Genomic DNA, 24,514 nt, shown 5'->3' with positions numbered 1-24,514 from the left:
CCTTATCGCGGCTGAGACCCGAACGACGGCGGACGGTCCGCCTTGGCAGTGCCGAACGACGACGGCTTCGGTCCCATCGTGAATTCGAGTTCGCCACCCTGCGCGATGTCGGCGTGTGCGATCCAGTTCCGTGTCCAGGGCTTGCCGTTCCAGCGGACCGACTGGACATAGGGGCTGGCCGGCGCATTGCCCTTGGCGACGACGCGCAACGTGCGTCCCTGGCCGAGATCGACCTGCGCCGCGTCGAACAGCGGCGAACCGAAGACATAGACGCCACTGACCGGGTCGACCGGGTAGAAGCCGAGCGCGGAGAGGATGAACCACGCGCTCATCTGGCCGCAATCGTCGTTGCCGATGACGCCGTCGGGCTCGGCCTTGTACATCTCGGTCAGCAGGCGACGGACCATAGCCTGCGTCTTCCACGGCGCGCCCGCATAGGCGTAGAGATAGGCGGCGTGCTGGTCCGGCTCGTTACCGTGCGCGTACTGGCCGACCAGCCCGGTGATGTCGGGCGGCGCGTTCTTGGGCAGCGTCGACGGCGCGGTGAACAGCGCATCGAGCTTTGTCACGAACCCCGCATCCCCGCCGAACAGCGCAATCAGGCCATAGACGTCGTGCTGGTTGAGGAACGTCACCTGCCACCCGTTCGCCTCGGTATAGTCGCGCTGTTTCTCAGGGTTGTGGCCGAGCTGGATCGGGTCGTAATCGGCCCACCAGCTGCCATCGGCAAAGCGCGGCCGGGCGAAACCGATCCTGGGATCGATGACGTTGCGGTAGTTGAGGCTGCGCTTACGCAGCGCGGCGGCGTCGGCCTTGGCGCCTGCCGCATCGGCGAGCACCGCCATCGCCCAGTCGTCATAGGCATATTCCTGCGTGCGGCTGACCGACTCCCAGGTCTTGTCCGCGGGCACGAAACCGAGGTCGTAATAGAAGTCGCGACCGAGCGTGCTGTCGACGTCGGGAAAGCTGCGATCGAACGCACGGCTGCGGATCTGCGGCCACGCCGCAGCGTAATCCGCCTTGATCCCCTTGGCACAGGCTTCGGCGAGCACCGACACCGAATGCCAGCCGATCATGCACGCGGTCTCGACGCCCTGCAGCGGCCAGACCGGCGATCCGGTCGGGCTCTGCACCGTCTGGCGGACGAGATCGCGCGTAAATTGCGCCGCCTTGTCGGGCTGGACGAGCGTCAGCAGCGGATGCAGCGCGCGGTAGGTGTCCCACATCGAATAGGTGCTGAACGCGGGTTCGGCGGCGGTCGTCTGATGCACCTTGCGGTCGAGCCCGACATAGCGGCCGTCGCGGTCGGTGAAGAGCGTCGGCGACAGGAACGCGTGATACAGCGCGCTCGCCATGATCGTGCGCTGTTCGGGCGTGCCGCCATCGACGCGGACGCGGTCGAGTTCGGCCTGCCACGTGCGCGCCGCCGAGCGCCGCACCGCGTCGAACTGCCAGCCTGTGGCTTCACCCTGGAGCGCGGCCTTGGCACCCGCGACGTCGACCGCGGAGATGCCGGTTTTGATCAGGATTGGCGCGCCGCCCGCCTGGTCGAAGAACAACGCGACCTTCAGGCGGTTGCCGGTGACGCCCTTCGCGCCCGCCGGTGCAGGCGCGTCGTCGTCGCCGAAGAACTGGACGCGGTCGGGTTTGCGCGACAGCAGCATCGCGAAATGGATGCGCCGGCCCTTCGCCCAGCGGTGGACGCGGCGGCTGCCCGTCAGCATCCCGTCGGCGGAGATCGCCAGCGAGGCCTCGTCGATCAATGTCCCCTTGTCCCAGACGTCGAGGATCATGTGCGCGAAGTCGACGAGTATGTGCCCCGGCCCCTGCGGGAAGCTGTAGCGGTGGTGGCCGGTACGCTCCGTCACGGTGAGTTCCGCGAGCACGCCCGATTCGAGCTTCACGCGGTAATAGCCGGGTTCTGCTAGCTCGTCGGTGAAACGCTGGCGATACCCCTGTTCGGGTTTGCCGAGCGCACCGGGCTTCAGTTGCAACGGCCCGCGCGTCGGCACGACCAGCACGTCGAGCATGTCGCCAATCCCGGTGCCCGACAGATGCGTGTGACTGAAGCCCATGATTGAGCCATCGTCCTGGTGATAGCCCGAGCACGCATCCCAGCGGCTGTTGTCGGTGTCGGGGCCGAGCTGCACCATCCCGAACGGCAGCGATGGGCCGGGATAGGTATGACCGTGCCCGCCGGTACCGACGAACAGATCGGGTTTGCCCGCGACGGGCGCCTGCGCGGCCGCGGCGTTGGTGACGGGCAACGCAGCGGCGAGGCCAGCAAGCCCTGTGCCGGCGAGCACCTGGCGGCGGTTGGCGGTGGTCATGTGTATCTCCCGGAATTCATATCAGTAGCGGGCGGCCAGCAAGGCAGGCTTGCGGCGCTCGAGGTCGAGGATCAGCTCGCCGAACAATCCATTGGCCCAGGCGAACCAGCTGCGCGTGAACTTGGCCGGATCGTCCTTGTGGAAGGATTCGTGCATGAACCCGGTGCCGCCGTGCGTGGTCTTCAGCCACGCAAGGCACTGGCGGATCACGGCATCGTCATCGCTGTTCATCGCATGTGTGATGATCGACATCGGCCAGATCATGTCGAGCCCGATATGCGGCCCGCCGATCCCGCGCGCGGCGGTACCGGTGAAGAAATACGGGTTGCGATCGCTCCACGCGAGCGCGGCGGTGCGGCGGAACAGCGGGTCGCTGCGATCCGCCGCGCCGAGCAGCGGCAGGCCCGACAGGCTCGGCACGTTGGCGTCGTCCATGAAGATCGCGTTGCCGAAGCCATCGACCTCATACGCCCAGACCGCGCCGCCCTGCCCGTCCGGCATCCGGCCATGCGCGCGGAGCGCCGCCTCGACCTCGGTCGCCAGCGCCTCGCTGTCGGTCGCGCCCGCCATATCGCCGCGCGCCTCGCGCTGGACCGTCGCCAGCATGCGCAACGCCGACACCGCGAACAGGTTCGACGGGATCAGGAACGGATAGAGGCACGCATCGTCCGACGGGCGGAACATCGAATGGATCAGGCCGACCTTCCGCGTCGGGGCGCCATAGCCCTCGAACATCAGCGTCTCGGTCGGCGAGACGTTCAAGCGCTGGAAATGATACGGGCCCTTGCCATCCTTGCGCTGCTGTTCGCGGAAGGTCGCGATCGCGCGGCGCATCGCCTTCGCCCACAGATCGTCGAACGGCGTCTTGTCGCGGGTCGCGGTCCAATAGCCGTGCGCGAGCCGCATCGGGTAGCATAGCGAGTCTATCTCCCACTTCCGCTCGGCGACGCCCGGCTTCATGTCGGTCTGGTCGGTCCGCGCGCCGAGGTTCGACTTGGCGGTCGGATCCTCCATGAACGCGTTGGCATAAGGATCGATCAGGATGCAGCGTGCCTGCCGCGCGATCAGCCCGGTGAAGACGCGGCGCAAGCCGGCATCCTTCGGCGCGAGGTGCACATAGGCCTGCATCTGCGCCGAACTGTCGCGCAGCCACAGCGCCTCGATATCGCCGGTGATGACGAACGCATCGGGCTTGCCGTCGACCGTGCCGACCTTGACCGTGGTGTCGAGCGTGTTGGGATAGCAATTCTCGAACAGCCAGGCGAGTTCGGGATCGGCGATCTTCGCCTTCACGCGCGCGATCTCGGCCTCGACCGCGGGACTGACGAAGCGGCGCTGGCCGCGCGGCGGTCGCTTGCTTACGAGTAGCGCGGCGGCAGCGGCGGACGCGGCGCGCGGGAGGCTGGCGGTGACGGCCAGCGCGGCGGCGCCCGTCATCACGTCGCGTCGACGAAGGCGCATTCCGGTTTCCATGGTCAACGTCCCGCCACCGGTGCGCTCATCGAGAACGGCGCGTCGGCCTTTGCCGCACCCCAGGCGGTGTTCGGCGTCGGCCCCATCACGAACCGCAGCGTGCCGCCCTGCTGCAACGCCGCGCGCGTCAGCCAGGGCTTGTCGTGCGGAGTGCCGTTGAAGCTCGCCGACTGGATGTAGACATTGCCGGGGCCATTGTTCGCCGCCTCGATCGTCAGCGTCTTACCGCCCGGCATCGTCAGCTTCACGGTCTGGAACAGCGGGCTGCCGATCGCATATTGCCCGACCGCAGGCGTGACCGGGTAGAAGCCGAGCGCGGAGAACACGTACCACGCCGAGGTCTGGCCGTTGTCCTCGTCACCCGGATAGCCGTCCGGCGCGGGCGAGTAGAGCTTCTTCATCACGTCGCGGACGTGATATTGCGTCTTCCACGGTGCGCCGGCCCAGTCGTAGAGATAGGTCATGTGCTGGATCGGCTGGTTGCCGTGCGCATATTGCCCCATGTCGACGATCTGCATCTCGCGGATCTCGTGAATGGTCTGCCCGTAATAGCTGTCGTCGAAGATCGGGGGCGTGGTGAAGATCGAATCGAGCCGCTTCACGAACGCCTCGCGCCCGCCCATCAGGTCGGCCAGCCCCTGCACGTCCTGCATCACCGACCAGCTGTAATGCAGCGCATTCCCCTCGGTGAACGCGTCGCCCCATTTGTACGGGCTGAACGGCGTCGACCAGCTGCCGTCCTTTTTGCGGCCCCGCATCCAGCCGCTCTGCGTGTCGTAGAGCTTGCGGTAATTCTGCGCGCGCGCGGCGTAGAGCTTCGCATCTTCGGTCTTGCCCAGTGCCGTCGCGAGCCGCGAGATCGAGAAGTCCGCAGTGGCGTATTCGAGCGTGCGCGCGGCATTCTCGTTGATGCCGACGTCATACGGCACATAGCCGAGCCGGTTATAATATTCGACGCCCTCGCGCCCGACCGCGCCGACGACCTTGCCCTTCTTGTCGACCGGGCGGCCCTGCGACGTCGTCGCGTTCTTGACCATCGCCTGGTACAGCGTCTCGACGTCGAACCCGCGCACGCCGTTCAGATACGCGTCGGCGATCAGGTTCGCCGAGTTCGATCCGATCATCACGTCGCGGTGGCCGGGACTGGCCCATTCGGGCAGCCAGCCGGACTCCTTGTAGGTGTTGACCAGCCCCTGCATGATCTCGCTGTCGCGCTCGGGATACATCAGCGCGAAGAACGGGAAGACCGCGCGCCACGTGTCCCAGAAACCGTTGTCGGTGTAGAGGAAGCCCGGGTGCACCTTGCCGTCATACGGGCTGTAGTGGACCGTCTGGCCCTTGGCATCGACCTCGTGGAACATCCGCGGGAACTGCAGCATGCGGTACAGCGCGGAATAGAAGATCCGGCGGTTGTCGAGATTGGGATCGGTGACCTGGACGCGGTCGAACTCGCGCTGCCAGATCGCCTTCGCCTTGGTCTTGGTCTGCTCGAACCCGTCGCCGCCGATCTCGCCGCGCAGGTTTCGCTCGGCCTGTTCGAGACTGATGAACGACGACGCGACCTTGACGCCGACCTGCTCGCCCTTGCGTGTCTTGAAGCTGACGACCGCGCCGACATGATCGCCCTCGCGCGTCGGCGTCGCGGTGACCTGGCCCTTGCCGTCCCAGGTCTGGCTGACGGTGAAGTCATGGTCGAATTCGGCGACGAAGTAATTGTGGAAATTGTCGGGCACGCCGCCGTGGTTGTTGCGGACATAGCCGGTGATGCGGCGCTTGGCCTTGTCGATCGAGACCATCGAGCCGCCGGCATAGCCGTCGAGGATGATGTGCGCGTCGTTGCTCTGCGGGAAGGTGAAGCGGAACTGTGCGGCGCGGTTGGTCGGCGCGACCTCCGCGGTCACGTCGTAATCGGCGAGATAGACCTTGTAGCTGTACGGCCGGCTGTCCTCCGCCTTGTGGCTGTACCAGGACGCGCGTTCGTCCTCCTTCACCTTCAGCGCACCGGTCGTCGCCATCAGCGAGAACGCGGCGTAGTCGTTCATCCACGGACTGGGCTGGTGCGTCTGCTTGATGCCGTTGATCTTGTTCGCGTCGTAGGTGTAGCCCCAGCCGCTGTTCGTCTTGCCGGTGACCGGCGTCCAGAAGTTCATCCCCCACGGCACCGCCACCGCGGGATAGGTATTGCCGTAGGACAAGGTGTAGTCGGAATCGGTCCCCATCAGCGGGTTGACCAGATCGACCGAAGGCTGGTCCTGCGGCTGCATCGCGCCGTTGGCCGACGCGGCGGCCGTCGCCTTGGTCTGGGCCAGAATCGGCGCGGGCGCGACGAGAGCGAGCGACGCGACCGCCGCTACCGTGCCGCGCAAATTGGCGATCGCCCTGTTTCTCACATCGCTCTCCCTGAATTTCGTGTCGGCTTCTGCACGCCGATCGGTCGCGGCTTCACGCCCGTATTGGTCATCACCACCGGCTCGATCCGACCATCGGTGGCAAAGACCATCCTGTCGATCGCGATCTGGCGGTGTTCGCCGCGATCGGTCTCGAGCGGGCGGCGGTGATACGCGATGTACCAGTCGTCGGTACCCGGCACGTTGACCACCGAGTGATGCCCCGCGCCGCGCGCGATGCGCAGGTCCTGCGACAGGATCTTGCCGCGCGGCGTGAACGGACCGGTCGGTCCCGGCCCGGTCGCATAGGCGACGCTATAGTCCGGGCCGGTCCAGCCGCCCTCCGACCACATCAGGTAATAGACGCCCTTGCGCTCGATCATGAACGAGCCCTCGACATAGCCGGGTGGCGTCACTTCCTTGTAGGTCGAGCCATCGGCGAACGGCAGGATGCGCGTCAGGTCGGAGCTGAGCCGGACGACGTTGCAATGCTTCCAGCCGCCGTAGAACAGATAGACCTGGCCATCGTGATCGCGAAACGCGAACGGGTCGATCGGTTGCGCGCCGTTGTGGAACGCGCCGACCAGCGGCTTGCCGATCGCGTCCTTGAACGGACCACCGGGCCGGTCGCTGACCGCGAGGCCGATCCCGCCAAGCTCCGCATCGCTCTGGATGTCGTTCGCGCTGAAGAACATGTAATAGCGACCGTTCGCCTGGATCACCGATGGCGCCCAGATCGCATAGGCCGCCCACGCTGCGTTCCGCACGTCAAACACGTGGTCGTGCTTGGTCCAGTGCACCAGGTCGGGTGACGAGAACGCATTGAAGAAGGTCTGCATCCCGTAGGACTGACGCACCGTCTTGCGTTGCCGCGCGAGCGTCTGCGCGGCCGAGAAGCGGCTGGTGACGTCGGGCTTGCCGTAATGATCCGAATAGGTCGGATAGATCCAGTAGCGCCCGCCGAACACGCGGATCTCGGGGTCGGCATACCAGCCGGGAACGATCGGGTTCGACGCACTCGCCAGCCCGCACATCATCAGCGCGGACGCGGTCAGCGCGATCCGAACCCCGCGCCGACCGCGCGTTTCGCCAACATGCGGTGACCCGACGCCGCGAGAAAAGGGAGGGTAGCGCCGCGAAGGCGCCACCCGAGAGACAAGCCGATCAAACCAGGTCATCAGAAGTTGAACGAAACGCCCACATAGGCCCGCCGCCCGAAGTAATTCCGATAGGTGAAGCGGTCCTTCGTATCGTTGCCGAGATGGCGGCTTTCCTCCGCCTTGGTGAGGTTGATCACCGAGGCGGTGAGGTTGAGCCGGTCGGTCAGCGCATAGGCCGCGTTGAGATCGACCTGCGCATACGGATCGGTGTATTCGTTCAGGCCCGACTGCAACCCGCCGACGACTTCGCCGCGCCGGTTGTACGAGGCGCGCATCAGCACCTTGCCGTGCTCATAGAAAACCGAGGCGTTGACCTGCGTCTTGGCGCTGCCGACGAGCGCGGACGAACCGATCTTCTGCCCGTCGAGCGTCACGTCCGCCACCGACGTGTCGTTATAGGTGAAGTTGACCTGCGCGCCGAGACCGAACGACAGCGTGTGCTGCGCGTACAACTCGACACCCTGCGACCGCGCATTCGATCCGTTCGCGACCGTCGAGTAAGGCTGGATCAACTGCTGCGTTCCGTTGACGTCGCGCGTGACGTTGAGCACCAACGGCACCACGAAGTCCGACACATCCTTGCGGAAGAAGGTCGCGCCGAGCACCGAACCGCGGTGGAAATACCATTCGATGCCAAGGTCGTATTGCCACGCCGAGAATGGATTCAGGTCAGAGTTTCCGCCGCTGCCCGACCAGCCGGCGAACTCGCCGAACTGGCCACGATCGAACGCATACGCATCCGAGCGGAACGTGAGCGACCGCTGCGACCCCAGATTCTCGAACGATGGCCGCGCGATCACCTTCGCGACGGCGCCGCGAACGAGGAGATCAGGCGTGACTTCGTACGACACGTTGAAGCTCGGCAGCCAGTCCGTGTACGTCTTCGACTGGTCGGCACGCGTGTTGACGATCGTCTCGCGCACGCTGAGTGGCAGCACCTGGCAATTGCCATCGGGGCCGAGCGGACGGTTGGGATCGGCCGCCCCGCCGGGGCCGTTGACGCAATAGTCGTTGAGATATTGCAGGCGGTCGGACGTGTTGCCCGACTGTTTCGTATTGGCCATGCGGAGGCCGACGTTACCGCGAAGGCCACCGGTCCCGAAGTTTACCTGCGCATAGCCGGCGAAGACCCGCTCCCCCAGCGCATAGACAAAGTCGGGTTCGTACACCCGCACCGCCTGGCCGTAGGTCGAATTCAGATACTTCAGATATTCGTCAAAATTGATGCCCGGCACGACGTTCGCGTTGAAGCCGCCGTTAATGTTGCCAATCTGGTTCGCGTAAAAGAATTCAGGCCGCGCGACGGCACCGGCGGCGGTATCCTGGTAGCGAAGCAACGTCGCCGGATCGGCATACCAGTCGTTGCGGCCGGTCTCGCGGCCGATCTTGAGGTCGCGCCATTTGCCGCCGATCTGCACGGACTTCAGGAAGCCGTCGAACCGCCTTGTCAAGTCGAGCTGCGCATAACGCTGGCCGAGATCGCTGTTGACGAAGCTCGAGTTGGTCGAGCCCACGTCGATTTGTGCGATCCCGTTGCGGAGGTTGTTCTGCAGCTCGGGTGAGAACTCGAAATTGGCGATGCCGTCCGAGATATCCCAGTTGCTCACCAGATTGCCGTTCTGCTCCCGGCCCGGCGTCGTCAGGCGGGGCTTGGCGGCGACGCTGAAGCGCACCGACGGGCCACCGCTCGACTTGGTCTTGCCCAGTTTCAGGACGGCGTCGAAGCGATCCTGGCTATATTTGACCTCGGTCTCGAACGTGTTCGAAACCTGTTTCTCGCGACTGTACGTGCCGGCGATCTGCGGCGTCTCCATCGTGCACGGGGTCGGGCGCGCGAGACAGCCCGTTCCCGCCGCCGGCACCGCGAAATTGGCCGACTGGAAGATCGTCCCGCTCTTGTCGAACGTCGCGCCGGTAAAGAAATTGTCGTAGCCCCATTCGGGGATCTTCAACACGTTGGATGTATAGTTGCTGCTATAGCCGAACCGGAAATAGTTCGCGGTGACCGTGACCGCCTCGAACGGCTTGAACTGCGCGGTCGCCTGGATCCCGTAACGCTCGCGTTCCTGGTCGAAGACTTCGGCGTTGACCGACTGCGGCGCCCAATAGCCCGAATAATGCGTGCCATCGCGCGCGGTCGTGCCCTGGCCGGGCCAATAGGAGATCGCATCGTTGTTCGCGAAGGTCTTGCCCTCGACGTCGGTCGCGGGCTTCAGGACGTTGCCCTGCGCGTCGCGATCACTCCACCACAGCCAGCTCTCGGACGAGCTGCGCAACTCGCGGTTGGTGCGCTTCTGCCAGACGCCGCCGACCAGCAGGCCGAACGTCTCCTCCTTGTTCTTCCACGACACCTGCCCGCCAAGCTGCGGTTCGTACTTCTCGGTCGTGTCCGAATACGTCCCTTCGGCGGAGACGAAACCCGACCACGCCGGCACGTCGAACGGCCGCCGCGTGTTGAGGATGATCGTGCCACCGACGCCACCTTCCTCAAGCCGCGCTTCGGGCGACTTGTACACCTCGGTGCTGGCGATGAACGTGGACGGCAACAGCACGTAGTTGAACGACCGCTGCGGCTCGCCACTATCGGCGCCGGCGAGGAAATTGCCGTTGAGCAGGGTGAGCGTCAGGCCGGACTGGAGGCCGCGGATGCTGACCCGGCTGCCCTCGCCGCCGTCGCGGGTGATGACCACGCCCGGCACGCGCTGCAACGCATCGGCGACGTTCTTGTCGGGGAACTTGCCGACGTCTTCGGCGGTGATGACGTCGACGAACGCGTTCGCCTCGCGCTTCCGAGCGAGGCTCTTCTCGATCGAGCGCCGATACCCGGTAACGACGATGTCGCCAGTGTCCTGCGCCGACCCATCCGGCTGTGTCGTGCCGGCGGCTTGCCCGGACTCCGCCGTAGCAGTCGAGGCGGGCTGCGCCTGGTCGGACGGCGTCGCGCTCTGGGGAGGCATAGCGGAGGGCGCGGCCTGTTGAGCCTGCGCGGCACCGGCCAACGCAGCAGTAAGACTGACCGTGGCCAACATGAACGACAACGGACGATGGCGACGCGCCACGATCGAGCACGATTCTATGCTTGCGGTCATCAGACTTTCCTCTTCCTCGTGAGGATGCCTGCGCCCCCTCACTTACCCCTGCGAATAGCGCGCCTGCCCACCGTTTTCGGTTGGGCTGTCCGGTTGAATCGGATCCTGTCGGCGTGCAGTCTCGACCCGTCTATTTGCCAATTGTAAAAGCAAATTGTCAAATAGATTGTTGTGTTAGTTTTGGACCGTTGCGGACGCAACTCGGTGAATACCCTTCGATACGCCGATAGTCTGGGGGAAGACACCGCGAGGATTCACGCCTGCCGTCGCGTATTCGTACGCAAACGAAGACCAACAGCCCGCACTCGGCAACGCCAAGCGCACGGAGGCCTCACATGCCAAGATAGCGGTACTGAAACCGATTACCGGTGTCAGTCGGCTGCCACGCCAGAATCCTTCCAAAGCGCTGCGGCCTTGGGCAGCAGGAAATGACTGAACGGTAGGATCGCCGCACCAACGGCAGGCGCATCCTCCGACAGCGCGGCACGGCGGACCGGCGCGATCGCAGGCGCATCGGTCGCGTCCCGGATCAATGCGTTGACGCGCTCCGCCACCCGTTCCACCACCCGGCTCGGCAGGCGCCCGCCGATCAGGATTACCGCCGGATCGATCAGGCAGTTGATCGCATCGAGGGGCGTGCAGAGCGTATGCGCTGCCCGCTCGACCCATTCCTCCAGGCAAAGCTCGACGTCCGGCGCCCAATCGGCCTGATGCAGCACCTGCCCGATCTCGAACCCCGAATTCGCCAGATGCTCGGCGAGCCCGGATAGCGATACCAGTTTCTGCACGGTCTCGCGTCCCCGCTTGCCGCCGCCGGCCGCCATGAACCCCAGCTCGCCGCTGCGTCCATGCGTGCCGCGAACATACGCGCCATCCGCAACGAAGCCGCCGCCCAGCCCCGACGACACGAGGATGTAGAAGAAACTGCTGTAATTCTGTCCGAAGCCCAGCTGCATCTCGCCCATCGCGGCGGCGGCGGCATCGTTCTCGACGAACACCGGCAGCGACAGCGGCTTGTCGAACAGCGTCGCCATGTCGATTCCGTCCCACGCCGCATAGGCGGCCGGACGGCCCGGCATCGCGACCAGCGCGAGGTCATCGGGTCGCGCCACGCCGATGCCGACCAGCTTGGCGGGATCGACCTTCGCGCTTTTCAGCATCTGGCGTACCGAGCGCCGGAACAGATCGCGGACGTCGTCGGGCAGCGCGAAGCTGATCTCGATCGACTTGCGCGCGAGGATCTGCGCGAGAAAATCGACCAGCACGATCGTGATATGGTCGCGGTCGATATTGACGCCGATCGAGTAACACGCGTCGGCCCGGACGACGAGTTTGGTCGGCGGTTGACCACGTCCACCGCGGCGCTGCCCCGCCTCCTCGATCATGCCTTCCTGCAACAGCCGCCGCGTGATGTTGGCGATCGCCGGCCCGGTCAGCCCGGTGATCCGCGCAAGGTCGATTCGCGTCAGCGATCCGCCGAGGCGAATAGCATGCAATGTCACGCGCTGGTTGTGATCGGCGGCCCGCTCGAGGTTGGTTCCCGACAGACGCGGCGGCGTTTGAAGAGTCATGCGGACCGATAATCCAGGCTCGAGAACAGAAGACGAAGCCGCACTGCGCTGCAACATAGCGACTTCAGCGTCGGCGACGAAGTGATCCCGCGATTGCGAAGGCTTGGCAAGCGCACACTATTGGCGTTCAGTGAACGCGCGGCATATCGGCCCGGTCTGAAGACCATCTTCTGCATCCCCCTCGCTTCCAAACTGTTCGTTTGAATTATCCAATTTGATGTTCTAATCCACTTCTGCGGTTGCGCAAGAGCTGGCGATGAAGCCAGTCTGGCGACCGAACGAATAGAGGGGATGTGCGCGACATGGTTCACCTGGCACCCGGCAAGCTCCCCCGCCTATTTCCCTCCGAACGGGTGACCTCGATGTCCATCTTCACGCGATCGTGCCTCGTGGGTGCGCTGTTCACCACGATCCTCGCCGGCCCCGCCTTCGCGCAGGATGCTGCCAAACCGAGCGATGCGGTGGATCCGTTCATCGGCACCGGCGGCGAAGGCCACACCTTCCCCGGCGCGGTCGCCCCCTTCGGCATGGTCCAGTTGTCGCCGGACACCGATACCTCCTGCGTGATCCGCACCTGCTACGGCCACGCCGCCGGCTATCGCTACGACGACCCGACGATCGAGGGGTTCAGCCACACGCATTTCTCGGGCGCGGGACATTCCGATCTCGGCGACATTCTCGTCATGCCGGTATCGGGCGAGACCGTGCCGATGGACCCCGGCACGCCCGCCGCGCCCGGCTATCGCTCGCGCTTTTCGCATGCCAGCGAGGTCGCTAAGCCTGGCTATTATGCCGTTACGCTCGACGGGCCCGGCGTACGCGCGGAAATGACTGCGGGCACTCGGATCGGCGTGCATCGCTACAGCTTCCCCAAGGGTAAGGCCGCGCACCTCGTCGTCGATCTCCGGTCTTCGCTCTATAATTACCCCGGCAAGATCCTGTGGTCGGGGCTGCACCTGCGCGACGACGGCGTGCTCACCGGCTTTCGCGAGACGCGCGGCTGGGCACCAGGCCGCAAGCTCTACTTCGCGATGCGGTTCTCGGCGCCGCTGGTCGGCCACGCGCTGGTCAACCGCGAGAAGGACATCCCGTACAAAGGGTTCCAGGGCCCAGGCCGCGGCAGCGATGCGCTCGCGGAGAAACTCGGCCAGGCACTGGAAGCGCGGCTGGATTTCGGCCCGCTCGATGCACCGCTCGAAGTAAAGGTCGGGATCTCCGGCGTCGACGAAGCCGGGGCGCTCGCCAACATCGACAGCGAACCCGGCGGCTTCGACGCCGTCCGCGCCAAGACCGGAAACGACTGGGATACCGCACTCGGCGCGGTCAAGTTTGAGGCGCCCGCACCGATGCGCCGCATCTTCGCGACCGCGCTATATCACAGCCTGCTCGCCCCCAGCGTGTGGAGCGATAGCGACGGACGCTACCGCGGCCCTGACGACCAAGTGCGTCAGGCGTCCGGCTTCACCGTCCGCTCGACCTTCTCGCTATGGGACACGTTCCGCGCCGAACATCCGCTGCTGACGCTGATCCAGCCGGAGAAGACCAATAGCGACATCGTGCGCTCGCTGATCGCCAGCCAACAGCACAGCCCCGACGGCATCCTTCCGGTCTGGCAATTCGCCGGACGCGAGACGTGGACGATGATCGGCTATCACGCCGTCCCCGTCATCGCCGACGCGTATATGAAGGGCATTGGTGGCTTCGACGCGGACGCGGCGTTGCAGGCGATGGTCGCGAGCGCCGACCACGCCTCCTATGGCGGGCTCAGCGAGTATATCCAGCGCGGCTACGTCCCGATCGACAAGGAGCCGGAGGCCGCGTCGAAGACCGTCGAATACGCCTATGACGACTGGACGATCGCGCGGATGGCGCGGCGGATGGGCAAGACCGCCATCGCCGAGCGGTTCGAGACGCGCGCGGGCAACTGGCGCAACAGCTTCGACGCGAAGTCCGGCTGGCTGCGCGCAAGGCTCGCGAACGGAACGTTCCGCACGCCGTTCGATCCGACCGCGATCAATTACGGCTCCGATTATACGGAGGGCAATGCGTGGCAATATAGCTGGTTCGTGCCGCAGGATCAGGCGGGACTGTTCCGGCTGCTCGGCGGCGATGCGAAGACCGTCAGGAAGCTCGACGCGATGTTCGACTTCGACAATTCGAAGGTCGATTACAGCCATGCGGAGGATATCGCCGGGCTGATCGGCCAGTATATCCACGGCAACGAACCGAGCCACCACGTCGCCTATCTCTACAGTTACGCCGGCGCACCGTGGCGGACGCAGGAGCGGCTCGGCCAGATCGTGCGGAGCCAGTACGGCGCCAAGCCGGAAGGGCTGAGCGGCAACGACGATCTCGGCCAGATGTCCGCATGGCTCGTCTTCACCGCGCTCGGCTTCTACCCGGTCGCACCCGGATCGAACGAATATGTCATCGGCCGCCCGTTCCTGTCGCAGGCGACGCTAGCGCTGCCCGGCGGCAAGCAGTTCGCGATCCGGACCGACAATCTGTCGGACGCCAACCCGTACATCCAATCGGTCACGCTCAACGGCAAACCCCTCGCCCGCAGCTATCTGCGCGACGACGAGATTCGCCAGGGTGGCGAACTCCGCTTCGTGATGGCCGCGAAACCCAACAAGCTCTGGGGCAAGGGCGCGAAGGCCCGCCCGTTCTCGTCCTCGACCGCGCCATCGACCATGCCGCGCCACTAAAGACTGTCAGACCGATTGCCCCCGCGCCCCGGTTGCGCCTAGCTTCGCCCCAACGCTTCCGGAGTCCGTCGCCATGTCCGTCAAATTCGTCCTGTTCGCCTCGATCGCCCTCGCCACCACTGCAATCGCGCAGGACAAGACCGCACCCGTCGGCGGCGACATCCCCGCCAAGTTCGTGCCGCCGACCGCCGCGCAGGATTACGTGAAGCGCGAGGTGATGATCCCGATGCGCGACGGGACCAAGCTCTACACCGTCATCGTCTATCCCAAGGGCGTCGCGAACGCGCCGATCGTCCTCACCCGCACGCCCTACAACGCGAAGGGTCGCGCGAACCGCTCCGACAGTTCGAGCATCCTCGCCACGCTGCCGCTCGCCGACGAGATGTTCGTCAAGGCGGGCTATATCCGCGTCTACCAGGACATCCGCGGCAAATACGGCTCGGAGGGCGAGTATGTCGTGACGCGCCCCGTGATCGGCCCGCTCAACCCGACCAAGGTCGACCACGTCACCGACGCGTACGACACCATCGACTGGCTTGTGAACAGGGCGAACCTGCCGGAGTCTAACGGCCGCGTCGGCATGATCGGCTCGTCCTACGAGGGCTTCACGGTCGCGATGGCGCTGCTGAACCCGCACCCCGCGCTGAAGGTCGCCGCGCCCGAGAGCCCGATGATCGACGGCTGGATGGGCGACGACTGGTTCCACTACGGCGCGTTCCGCCTCGCCAACATCGCATGGCTCGGCAGCCAGACCGGCTACAAGGGTGCGGGCAAGGCACCGCCGACCGGGGGCTATGACGATTACGACAATTTCCGCGAGGTCGGCTCGGCCGGCGACTGGGCGAAGAAGTCCGGCTACGATCAACTACCCTATTGGCAGCGGATGGTGTCGCACCCCGCCTATGACGGCTTCTGGCAGGGTCAGGCGCTCGACAAGCTGCTCGCCGCCAACCCGTCGAACGTGCCGACGATCTGGGAACAGGGCCTGTGGGACCAGGAGGACATGTACGGCGCGATCACCGCTTGGGAAGCGCTGAAAGCCAAGGGCAAGCTCGGCAACAACCACCTCGTGATGGGTCCGTGGCGCCACAGCCAGATCAACCGCGAAGGCCGCAGCCTTGGGCCGTTCCAGTGGAATGGCGACACCGCGCAGCAATTCCGCGAGGACATGCTGCTCCCCTATTTCAACCAGTATCTGAAGGACGGCCCGGCCGTCACGCTGCCCGCCGCCGCGATCTACAACACCGGCGAGAATCACTGGGACAAGTTCGCGACATGGCCACTCGCCTGCGAGACGGGCTGCACCGCGCCGCTCAAGCCGATCTACCTGCAGGAGGGCGGCGCGCTCGGCTTCGGCAAGGCGGCGGCCGGTGGTGACAGCTACGTCTCCGACCCGTCGAAGCCCGTGCCGCATTTGCCACGCCCGGTGAACTTCGGCGACGGCCGCTGGGGCGACTGGCTCGTCAGCGACCAGCGCGGCGTCGATGGCCGTCCCGACGTGATGACCTACACCACCGAGGCGCTGACCGCGCCGGTGCGCGTGTCGGGCGCACCGATCGCCGACATCTTCGCCAAGACGACCGGCACCGATGGCGATTTCGTCGTCAAGGTGATCGACGTCTACCCGGCCGAGAACGCGACCGATCCCAAGATGGGCGGTTACGAACTGCCGATCAGCCTCGACATCTTCCGCGGCCGCTATCGCCAGAGCTTCGCCAAGCCGACCGCGATCCCAGCGGGCAAGGTGCAGGAATACAAGTTCCGCCTGCCGACCGTGAACCACGTGTTCCAGCCGGGCCACAAGATCATGATCCAGGTCCAGTCGAGCCTGTTCCCGCTTTACGATCGCAACCCGCAGACCTTCGTCCCCAACATCTTCCTCGCGAAGAAAACGGACTATAAGCCGGCAACGGTCACCATCGTCCGGGGCGGCGCATCGGCTAGCGCGGTCTGGTTGCCGGTCGTCCCGCTCGACCAGTCCGCGGCGCTGGCCAAGTAATCGATCGAACCAAGCCGACATAAGGATGGCATCGTCGCCCGGCCAACTCGGCCGCGGCGGCGTCCCCGCAGCGTCATTACCCCCTGACGCCAGACTGATCATACTACCGCATCGCCTAGTCGTTTCCGATCACGCGCGGCCGCCTGCAATTTCGTACTGAAGGCGCAGGTTACCAAGGGCAATGCGATGACGAAGGTTCAAGACGACAGCCACTTCCCCGCCGACGACAACGACGATTCGAGCTATTTTCAGCGTCGAGCCGAGTGGCATGAGGGCCGCGCCGAGGTCGCCGAGGATTCGAGCACGCGGTCGCTACATCTGCGGTTCGCGCGGCTCTATGCGGCGCGCACGACGTCCTGATATGGTACATTACAGCTAGTATTCTTACACAAAACTACCAGGAACCAAGAGGTTACCGGTAGGTTTATGCGTCCAGTCCCGTCGCGATACCCCGCGTGCGGCAAGATACTGGAGCTGCTCACATGAAGCGCATGACGTCCGCCACCGGGGCCCTGGCCCTGCTGGCGTCCATTGCCGGTTGCGCCGCGCCCGCGACGCGCATCTCGACCGGGCTCCAGCGCTACGGGCTCGATCAATCGCGCTCCGATTGCGTCGGCGGTCGGCTTCAGGCGAACCTCTCGCTCGGCCAGTTGCAGCGTCTGGGCAAGGCCGCCGCGGCGTACCGCCAGGGCGACACCACGCCCGGCGTGCTCACCCCGTCCGATCTCATCCGCGTCGCCTCCGAGCTTCGCGATCCGAAGATCGCGCTCGAAGTCGGCAAGGCCGCCGCGGGCTGCGGCGTGCTGCCGTAACCCGCGCCCTCTCCACCGAATTTCAAACGTAAGGATCTGACATGAACAAGGACGAATTCCAGGGCGGCGCCCGCTATGTCGGCGGCAAGGTCGAGAAGGCTGTTGGCGACACCGTGAACAGCCGCGACTGGCAGGTCGACGGCGTCGTCGACCAGGTCGCCGGCGGCGCACAGAACCTGTACGGCCGCGCCAAGTCGGCGATCGAGGATGCCGTCGACGGTGCCCCCGAACTCGCCGACAAGATCGGCAGCGAGGCGCGCGAAGCCGGCGATCGTGCCGCCGACGCCGCTCGTCGTGCGGCCTCGACTGCGCAGGCATCGGCCAAGGACGCGCCCGTCCTCTGGGCGCTCGGCGCCGCCGCAATCGGCTACGGCCTCGCCTGGCTCGTCCACGGCCAGCGCGACTGATCGCATGACCGTGGCGCCGCCTCTCAAGTCGCTTCGTGACTCCGCCGATCTGCGCCATCTGCGCCAGATCATCGCGGGGCTGGACGAAGGCGTCATCCTCGTCGATCCCGACCAGGACATCCTGTGGGCCAACACGGCCGCACTCGGGATGCACGGGGTCGATTCGGTCGAGGATCTCGGTGCCACGGTCGACGATTACCGCCAGCGTTTCCAGCTGCGCTACCGCAACAACCACAAGCTCAACGACGCCGACTACCCGATCGAACGCGTCGTGTCGGGCGAGGCCTTCTCGGAGGTCGTGGTCGAGGTCGCGGTCGCCGGTGAGGACGAGCCCCGCTGGGTGCATCAGGTGCGCAGCCTCGTCCTGACCAACGACGACGACGAGCCCGAATGCCTCGTCATGATCATCCAGGACGTGTCCGCGCGGTTTGAGGCCGAGGATCGCTTCGAACAATCGTTCAACGCGAACCCCGCGCCTGCGGTCATCTGTCGCCTGTGCGATCTTCGCTTCGTGAAGGTCAACCAGGGCTTCATCGACATGACTGGGCACGACCGCGATGCCGTCCTGTCGCGCACGGTCTATGATATCGACGTCCTCGAACGCGGCGAAAAGCGCGATCTCGGCAAGGAGCGCCTCGCCGAGGGCCGCACCATCCCGCAGATGGAGGCGGAGCTCAGCCTTCCCGACGGCGAGACCAAGCTCGTGATCGTCGCCGGCCAGCCGATCGACATGGGCGATCAGCCCTGCATGCTGTTCACCTTCGCCGACCTCGAACCGCGCCGGAAAGCCGAAACGCAGCTGCGTCATAGCGAGGAGCGCTTCATGCGGACCTTCTCGCTCGCACCCGTCGCGCTCGCGATCGGCGCGCGCGACGGTCACCGGCTGTGCGACGTCAACGAAGCCTTCACCAGCCTCACCGGCTATTCCTCGGCGGAGATCATCGGTCGCCCGCTCGGCGACGTCGACCTGTGGGAAACGCCCGCACTGCGCCATGCGATCGAGGCCGATATCGACGCCGGCCTCCCGATCCGCGACCGCGAAGTCCGTATCCGCGGCAAGGACGGCGACATCATCGACTGCATCGTCTCGACCGAGCCGATCCAGCTCGACGACGAAGCCTGCGTGCTGTGGGCGATGCGCGACATCAGCACCCGCAAAGCGTCCGAGCGCGAACTCGTCAACGCGATCGAGGCGGTGATGAAGGACACGAGCTGGCTCAGCCGGTCGATCATGGAAAAGCTTGCGCGGATCCGCACGCCGAACGCCGAGCCGGTCGGCGTCGGGCTCGACGAACTGACGCAGCGCGAGCGCGAGGTGTTGGCGCTGATCTGTCGCGGGCTCGACGACAAGTCGATCGCGCGCACGCTCGACGTTTCCAGCAACACCGTGCGCAACCATGTCGCGCGGATCTATTCGAAGATCGGCGTCAATCGTCGCAACGCCGCCGCCGCCTGGGCGCGCGCGCGGGGGTTCGATGGCGATTCCATCCCGCACGCGCTCCACCTCAAGGCGCCCTCGAAGGAGATCGCCGCATGACGCGCGACACGGACAAGCCGGACCAGGACGACGCCCGCACCCGCCAGGCGAAGGGCTCTATCCAGGAGGCGATCGGCAAGATCATCGGCAACGCCGCGATCGAACAGCGCGGCTCGCAGGAAAGCGAAGCCGGCGCGCGCCAAGCCAAGGCCGACGAAGCCTCGAAGGCCGGAACCGCGAAGACCGACAAACAGATCGACACACCCATCGATAGGCACGGCAAAGACTGACGCCGTTCCTCGAATATCGTGAATAACAGGAGTGAATTATGGCTAACCATGTAAATCCCGGCGTCCTGCCGACGGACGACTTCCGTCGCGTGAAGACCCCGACCCGCATCTCGTGGGGCGCAATCTTCGCCGGCGTCGTGATCGCGATCGCGATCCAGCTGGTGCTCGGCATCCTCGGCACCGGCATCGGCCTCAGCCTGGTCGATCCGGTCGAGGGCACGACCCCCGGCGCGACCGGCTTCGGCATCGGCGCAGGGATCTACTGGATCATCACGACGATCATCGCTCTCGGCGCGGGCGGTTATGCCGCAGCACGCGGCGCTGGCGTACATGATCGGTTCGACGGCCTGATCCATGGCCTCGTCGTCTGGGGCGTCACCCTGATCCTCACCATGTACCTGCTCACCTCGGCCGTCGGCGGCATCATCGGCGGCGCATTCCGCACCGTCGGTTCAGTCGCATCGGCAGCCGGCACCGGCATCGGCGCAGCAGCCCCGAAGGTTGCCGACGTCGCCAATGTCGACGTCACCGACGTTCGCGCCGAAGCTGCTCAGTATCTGTCGGACGCACCGTCGGATCCCGCGCAGATGACGCCGGAGCAGGCGCAGAAGGAAATCGCCAAGGAGCTGCCCGCACTCGCAAAGGGTGGCCAGGACGGCGCACAGGCTGAAAGCCGTATCGTCGACATCGTCGCGGCTCAGCGCAAGATCAGCCGTCCGGAGGCTCAGGCCCAGGTGACGCGCGCCAAGGCACAGTTCGTCCAGACCAAGAACAAGACGATCGAGACCGCCAAGTCGGCGACCGACACCGCCGCTGGCGCAGCCGCAGGTACGTCGTTCATGATCGTGATCGCGCTGCTCATCGGCGCTGCCGCAGCAGGCTTCGGTGCCACCACCGCCGCCCGCCGCCGCATCTACACCGACGCCGTCTGATACGGCCGATCGGTTCGTGTAACGGGCGCCGTCCGCGTAACGGGACGGCATCCCATTCGGCGAACGGCCGCGCAATCGCGCGGCCGTTCGTTCGTCAAACAGGTTACATCGTCGCTGCCGACCGAGTAAGGACCCGCGGCGAGGACCTGATAGAAATCCAAGGGTACCGAGATGACCACGTCGCAACAGGATCGCCGTTCGCTTCGCATTGCCATCGTCCGCGCGTTGCAACTTGCCGACGCCCAGGACGACCATCTCGTGGCGGCCTTGCTGGCGCAGGCGCTCGACGCAGCCGAAAACGAGCTGTCCGAATAAGATACCGATGATGCGTGCGCGCCACGAACATTTTATAATGAATGCTGCCCGCAGTTCGTCCATCGAGGGGCAAAACGCGCCTCCGTGGGTTGGCTGATCGCGCCAAGCCTGCGATGGCAGCACCATGAATTCTCACGGAACACTGCTCGAGCCCGGTCGCAACTGCTGGCGGATCGAACCCGCCAAGCAGGCCACCGTCATCGTCGACGCCGACGATTATTTCAAAGCCGCCCGCGCGGTGATGATGAAGGCCAGGAAGCAGATCCTGCTCGTCGGCTGGGATTTCGACGCGCGCATCCGCTTCGGTGGCGGTGACAGCGGCGGCGACGACGACGATGGCGGCCCCGAGCGCGTCGGCGAATTCGTCACCTGGCTCGCGCGCCGCACGCCGGGGCTCAACATCCACATCCTCCGCTGGGATACCGGGGCGATCAAGACGCTGTTCCACGGCCAGACGCTGTTGCGCATCGCCAAGTGGATCCGCGACCCACAGGTCCACCTGCGGCTCGACGGCCATCATCCCCCCGCCGGCTCGCATCACCAGAAAGTGGTCGTGATCGACGACGACGTCGCGTTCTGCGGCGGGATCGACATGACCGTCGACCGCTGGGACACGCGCGCGCACGCCGACGACGAACCGCGCCGGATCGAGCCCGACGGCTCGCCTTATGGTCCGTGGCACGACGCTACCACGATCCTGCAGGGCCCGGTCGCGCGCGCGCTCGGCGACATGTGCCGTGGCCGCTGGGAAGTGTCCGGCGGCGGCGCGCTGGAGCCGGTGACCGATGGCGCCGACTGCTGGCCCGGTCATGTGAAGGCCGACTTCACCGACGTCGAAGTCGGCATCGCGCTCACGATTCCAGAAATGGCCGAGCAGGAGCCCCGCCACGACATCGAGGCGCTGTACGTCGACCTGATCGCGCGGACGAAGCGCTTCTTCTACGCCGAGAGCCAGTATTTCGCGTCGCGCAAAGTGGCCGAGGCGATCGGCAAGCGGTTACGCGAACCCGACGGTCCCGAATTCGTCATCGTCCACCCGACCACGGCGGAGGGCTGGCTCGAACCGATCGCGATGGACTCCGCACGGGCGCGGCTGGTCGAGGCGCTGCACGAACAGGATCCGCACAATCGGCTGCGGCTCTACCACCCCTTCACCGCGGGTGGGCAGCCGATCTACGTCCACGCCAAGGTGACGGTGGTCGACGACGAAGTGCTCCGCGTCGGCTCGTCCAACTTCAACAACCGTTCGCTGCGGCTCGACAGCGAATGCGACGTCGTCATTGACGCCGCGCGCGATCGCAACGCCGGTGAGCGCGACACGATCGCCAGCATCCGCAACGGCCTGCTCGCCGAACATCTCGACACCGACGTCGCGACGATCAAGACGTCGATCGCCGAAACCGGCTCGCTGATCGAGACGATCGAACGGCTGCGCGGCGACGGCCGCTCGCTCCGCCCCTACGAGGTCCCCGAACTCGACTCCGTGCGCGAGTGGCTGGCCGACAACAAGATCCTCGATCCCGAGAGTCCCGGCGAAATGTTCGAGGGGCTGTCGGGCCGCAAGCCGCTGCTCAAGAACCTGCGTCCGCACCTCCACCGCGCCGACGGCAGCATCTCGCCGATCATGGCCGCGGTCGCGGTCGGCGGCACCGCGGCCGGCATTGCGCTGGTCGGCACGATGCTGTGGGGACTCCGCACCAAGAAATGACGCGCAAATCCTCCCCCCTCGAGGGAGGAGGACTCAGCCTCGAAGCTCATCCCCAAACGCGCGCACGATCCGGCGGTCGGGGATCAGCCACAGCGCAACCACCGCCACGTACAACGCGATCGCGAACCAGCGGCTGACGAACGCGAGCGGCACGCCGGTGAAATACAGCGCGATGCTGCCCCACCCCTTCCAGTCCGAACCGATCGCGCGCGCGACTGCGGACTCCTTGCCGTTGCAGGCGATGATCGCGCGTTCGGTCAGCGAATAGCCGATCGCCGCCAGCCCCAAGACGATGCCATAAGCTGCCGTCGCCCCCGCCGCGAACGTACTCTCGTCGAGCCAGCGGATCACGAACGGCACCAGGCTCAGCCAGAACAGCAGGAACAGGTTCGCCCACATCACGCGCCCGTCGACGCGCTCGACCGCGGAAAACATGTGGTGGTGATTGTTCCAGAACAGCCCGACGTTCACGAAGCTCAACACATACGCCAGCAGCACCGGCGCACTCCCGATCAACGCGTGCAGGTCGCCCGTTTCCGGCACCTTCAACTCAAGCACCATAATCGTGATGATGATCGCGACCACGCCGTCGGTGAAGGCCTCGACTCTCCCCGGCCCCAGTCGTCGTCCGCTCATAGTCGCCCCCCGCCAGCTCTCACCGTGAGCTTGGCCACAATAAGAAATGTGAATTCAGTATCTTGCAAGAAACCGGCCCGGTTTCCGCCGTGCCGATGCTTTTCCTATATCCGATCGACCGATCTATCCCAGTCCGATCCAGGCTTTTACATCACACGACGGCATGGCAGTCATGCGCGAACGCGGTTTCTGTTTGCCATTCTCCAGACGCGATCGACGCGCGGCAGATCAGGAAAACCTGTGTTCGGAGAGGCTTGACCCTGGATCGCACGCTTCCTTGCACTTCCATGACAAGACGGAGATACCGAAATGAGCAGCGGCTTCATCAAGACCGAAGACGGCGTCGACATCTTCTACAAGGATTGGGGACCGAAGGACGCGCAGCCGATCGTGTTCCACCACGGCTGGCCCTTGTCGTCGGACGACTGGGACACGCAGATGCTGTTCTTCCTCGCCGAGGGCTACCGCGTCGTCGCGCATGATCGCCGCGGGCATGGCCGCTCGTCACAGGCCGAAACCGGCAACGACATGGACCATTATGCCGCCGACGCCTCCGCCGTCGCCGAGCATCTCGACCTGACCAACGCAGTGCATATCGGCCACTCGACTGGCGGCGGCGAAGTCGCGCGCTATGTCGCGCAGTTCGGCCAGCCGCAGGGCCGCGTCGCCAAGGCCGTCCTCGTCAGCGCGGTCCCGCCGCTGATGCTCAAGACCGACGCCAATCCCGGCGGCACGCCGATCGCGGTGTTCGACGGGTTCCGCAAGGCCCTCGCCGAGAACCGCGCGCAGTTCTTCCTCGATGTCGCATCGGGGCCGTTCTACGGCTTCAACCGTCCGAACGCCGTCGTCTCGGACGGCGTCATCCGGAATTGGTGGCGCCAGGGCATGATGGGCAGCGCGCTCGCACATTACGACGGCATCAAGGCGTTTTCGGAGACCGACCAGACCGCGGATCTGGAGGCGATCACCGTGCCGATGCTGGTGCTGCAAGGCGATGACGACCAGATCGTCCCCTATGAAGACGCCTCGCTCGTGCAGGCGAAACTGCTCAAGAACGCCACGCTGAAGATCTACAAGGGCTTTCCGCACGGCATGCTGACGACGCACGCCGAGGTTCTCAACCCCGATCTGCTGGCGTTCGTGAAAAGCTGAACACCCGCCACGATCGGCCCGCAGCATAATCTGAATCCCGCTGCGGGCCGATACCTTGGACCCTGACC

General features: G+C 65.4%; 18 protein-coding genes. 11 read left to right on the top strand and 7 right to left on the bottom strand.

What is annotated here, in order from left to right:
- Positions 1–2: 2 nt before the first annotated feature.
- From AC59GX_RS13005 to AC59GX_RS12980, 6 genes are all read right to left on the bottom strand, one after another.
- Complete coding sequence (locus AC59GX_RS13005; RefSeq protein WP_497301841.1) at positions 3–2,330, bottom strand: GH92 family glycosyl hydrolase; 2,328 nt, start codon at positions 2,328–2,330, stop codon at positions 3–5.
- A gap of 21 nt (positions 2,331–2,351) precedes the next feature.
- A complete protein-coding gene (locus AC59GX_RS13000) occupies positions 2,352–3,791 on the bottom strand; it encodes a glycoside hydrolase family 125 protein (protein ID WP_426281493.1) in 1,440 nt (479 codons plus the stop codon).
- Positions 3,792–3,805: 14 nt separating this feature from the next.
- Positions 3,806–6,067 (bottom strand): GH92 family glycosyl hydrolase, encoded by a 2,262-nt coding sequence (locus tag AC59GX_RS12995; protein ID WP_426281846.1) that lies wholly within the window; start codon positions 6,065–6,067, stop codon positions 3,806–3,808.
- Positions 6,068–6,189: 122 nt separating this feature from the next.
- Entirely contained in the window at positions 6,190–7,368 is a 1,179-nt protein-coding gene (locus AC59GX_RS12990; RefSeq protein ID WP_426281494.1) for a glycoside hydrolase family 43 protein, read from the bottom strand.
- Positions 7,368–10,439: a TonB-dependent receptor gene (locus tag AC59GX_RS12985; RefSeq protein ID WP_426281495.1), complete on the bottom strand. Its 3,072-nt coding sequence runs from the start codon at positions 10,437–10,439 to the stop codon at positions 7,368–7,370. The genes AC59GX_RS12990 and AC59GX_RS12985 overlap by 1 nt, the downstream gene beginning before the upstream one ends.
- Before the next feature lie 371 nt (positions 10,440–10,810).
- The gene (locus AC59GX_RS12980; protein WP_426281497.1) at positions 10,811–12,010 is read right to left on the bottom strand and encodes an ROK family transcriptional regulator; all 1,200 of its coding nucleotides are present in this window, start codon (positions 12,008–12,010) and stop codon (positions 10,811–10,813) included.
- A 362-nt stretch (positions 12,011–12,372) separates the two neighbouring features.
- On the opposite strand from AC59GX_RS12980, the gene AC59GX_RS12975 reads away from it, so the two are divergent.
- The 10 genes from AC59GX_RS12975 (at position 12,373) to AC59GX_RS12930 (ending at position 22,658) form a co-directional block, all read left to right on the top strand.
- Entirely contained in the window at positions 12,373–14,718 is a 2,346-nt protein-coding gene (locus tag AC59GX_RS12975) for a GH92 family glycosyl hydrolase (RefSeq protein WP_426281499.1), read from the top strand.
- A gap of 73 nt (positions 14,719–14,791) precedes the next feature.
- Positions 14,792–16,717 (top strand): CocE/NonD family hydrolase, encoded by a 1,926-nt coding sequence (locus AC59GX_RS12970; RefSeq protein ID WP_426281500.1) that lies wholly within the window; start codon positions 14,792–14,794, stop codon positions 16,715–16,717.
- A gap of 186 nt (positions 16,718–16,903) precedes the next feature.
- Complete coding sequence (locus tag AC59GX_RS12965) at positions 16,904–17,077, top strand: hypothetical protein (RefSeq protein ID WP_426281501.1); 174 nt, start codon at positions 16,904–16,906, stop codon at positions 17,075–17,077.
- Positions 17,078–17,172: 95 nt separating this feature from the next.
- Positions 17,173–17,529, top strand: coding sequence for a hypothetical protein (locus AC59GX_RS12960; RefSeq protein ID WP_497301838.1), 357 nt, complete (start codon positions 17,173–17,175; stop codon positions 17,527–17,529).
- A 41-nt stretch (positions 17,530–17,570) separates the two neighbouring features.
- A complete protein-coding gene (locus AC59GX_RS12955) occupies positions 17,571–17,936 on the top strand; it encodes a CsbD family protein (RefSeq protein ID WP_056064930.1) in 366 nt (121 codons plus the stop codon).
- Between the two features lie 4 nt (positions 17,937–17,940).
- Entirely contained in the window at positions 17,941–19,473 is a 1,533-nt protein-coding gene (locus AC59GX_RS12950) for a PAS domain S-box protein (RefSeq protein ID WP_426281504.1), read from the top strand.
- Positions 19,470–19,703 carry a hypothetical protein gene (locus AC59GX_RS12945; RefSeq protein WP_497301836.1) on the top strand — a complete coding sequence of 78 codons (234 nt, stop codon included), beginning with the start codon at positions 19,470–19,472 and terminating at the stop codon, positions 19,701–19,703. Before AC59GX_RS12950 ends, AC59GX_RS12945 begins: the two co-directional genes overlap by 4 nt.
- A gap of 38 nt (positions 19,704–19,741) precedes the next feature.
- Positions 19,742–20,635: a hypothetical protein gene (locus tag AC59GX_RS12940; protein ID WP_426281507.1), complete on the top strand. Its 894-nt coding sequence runs from the start codon at positions 19,742–19,744 to the stop codon at positions 20,633–20,635.
- Positions 20,636–20,806: 171 nt separating this feature from the next.
- Positions 20,807–20,950 (top strand): hypothetical protein, encoded by a 144-nt coding sequence (locus AC59GX_RS12935; protein WP_156348916.1) that lies wholly within the window; start codon positions 20,807–20,809, stop codon positions 20,948–20,950.
- Positions 20,951–21,074: 124 nt separating this feature from the next.
- On the top strand, positions 21,075–22,658 hold the full coding sequence (locus tag AC59GX_RS12930) for a phospholipase D-like domain-containing protein (protein WP_426281508.1): 1,584 nt from the start codon (positions 21,075–21,077) through the stop codon (positions 22,656–22,658).
- 33 nt (positions 22,659–22,691) lie between these two features.
- Here AC59GX_RS12930 and AC59GX_RS12925 read toward each other — a convergent pair whose 3' ends face one another.
- Complete coding sequence (locus AC59GX_RS12925) at positions 22,692–23,294, bottom strand: TMEM175 family protein (protein WP_426281510.1); 603 nt, start codon at positions 23,292–23,294, stop codon at positions 22,692–22,694.
- 309 nt (positions 23,295–23,603) lie between these two features.
- Here AC59GX_RS12925 and AC59GX_RS12920 point away from each other — a divergent pair, with 309 nt between their 5' ends.
- The gene (locus AC59GX_RS12920; protein WP_426281512.1) at positions 23,604–24,446 is read left to right on the top strand and encodes an alpha/beta fold hydrolase; all 843 of its coding nucleotides are present in this window, start codon (positions 23,604–23,606) and stop codon (positions 24,444–24,446) included.
- Positions 24,447–24,514: the final 68 nt, after the last annotated feature.

It is taken from the genome of Sphingomonas sp. 320_CC (assembly GCF_059691795.1).
Note: the sequence above shows the minus strand (reverse complement) of the source record. Positions and strands in the feature narration are given on the sequence as shown.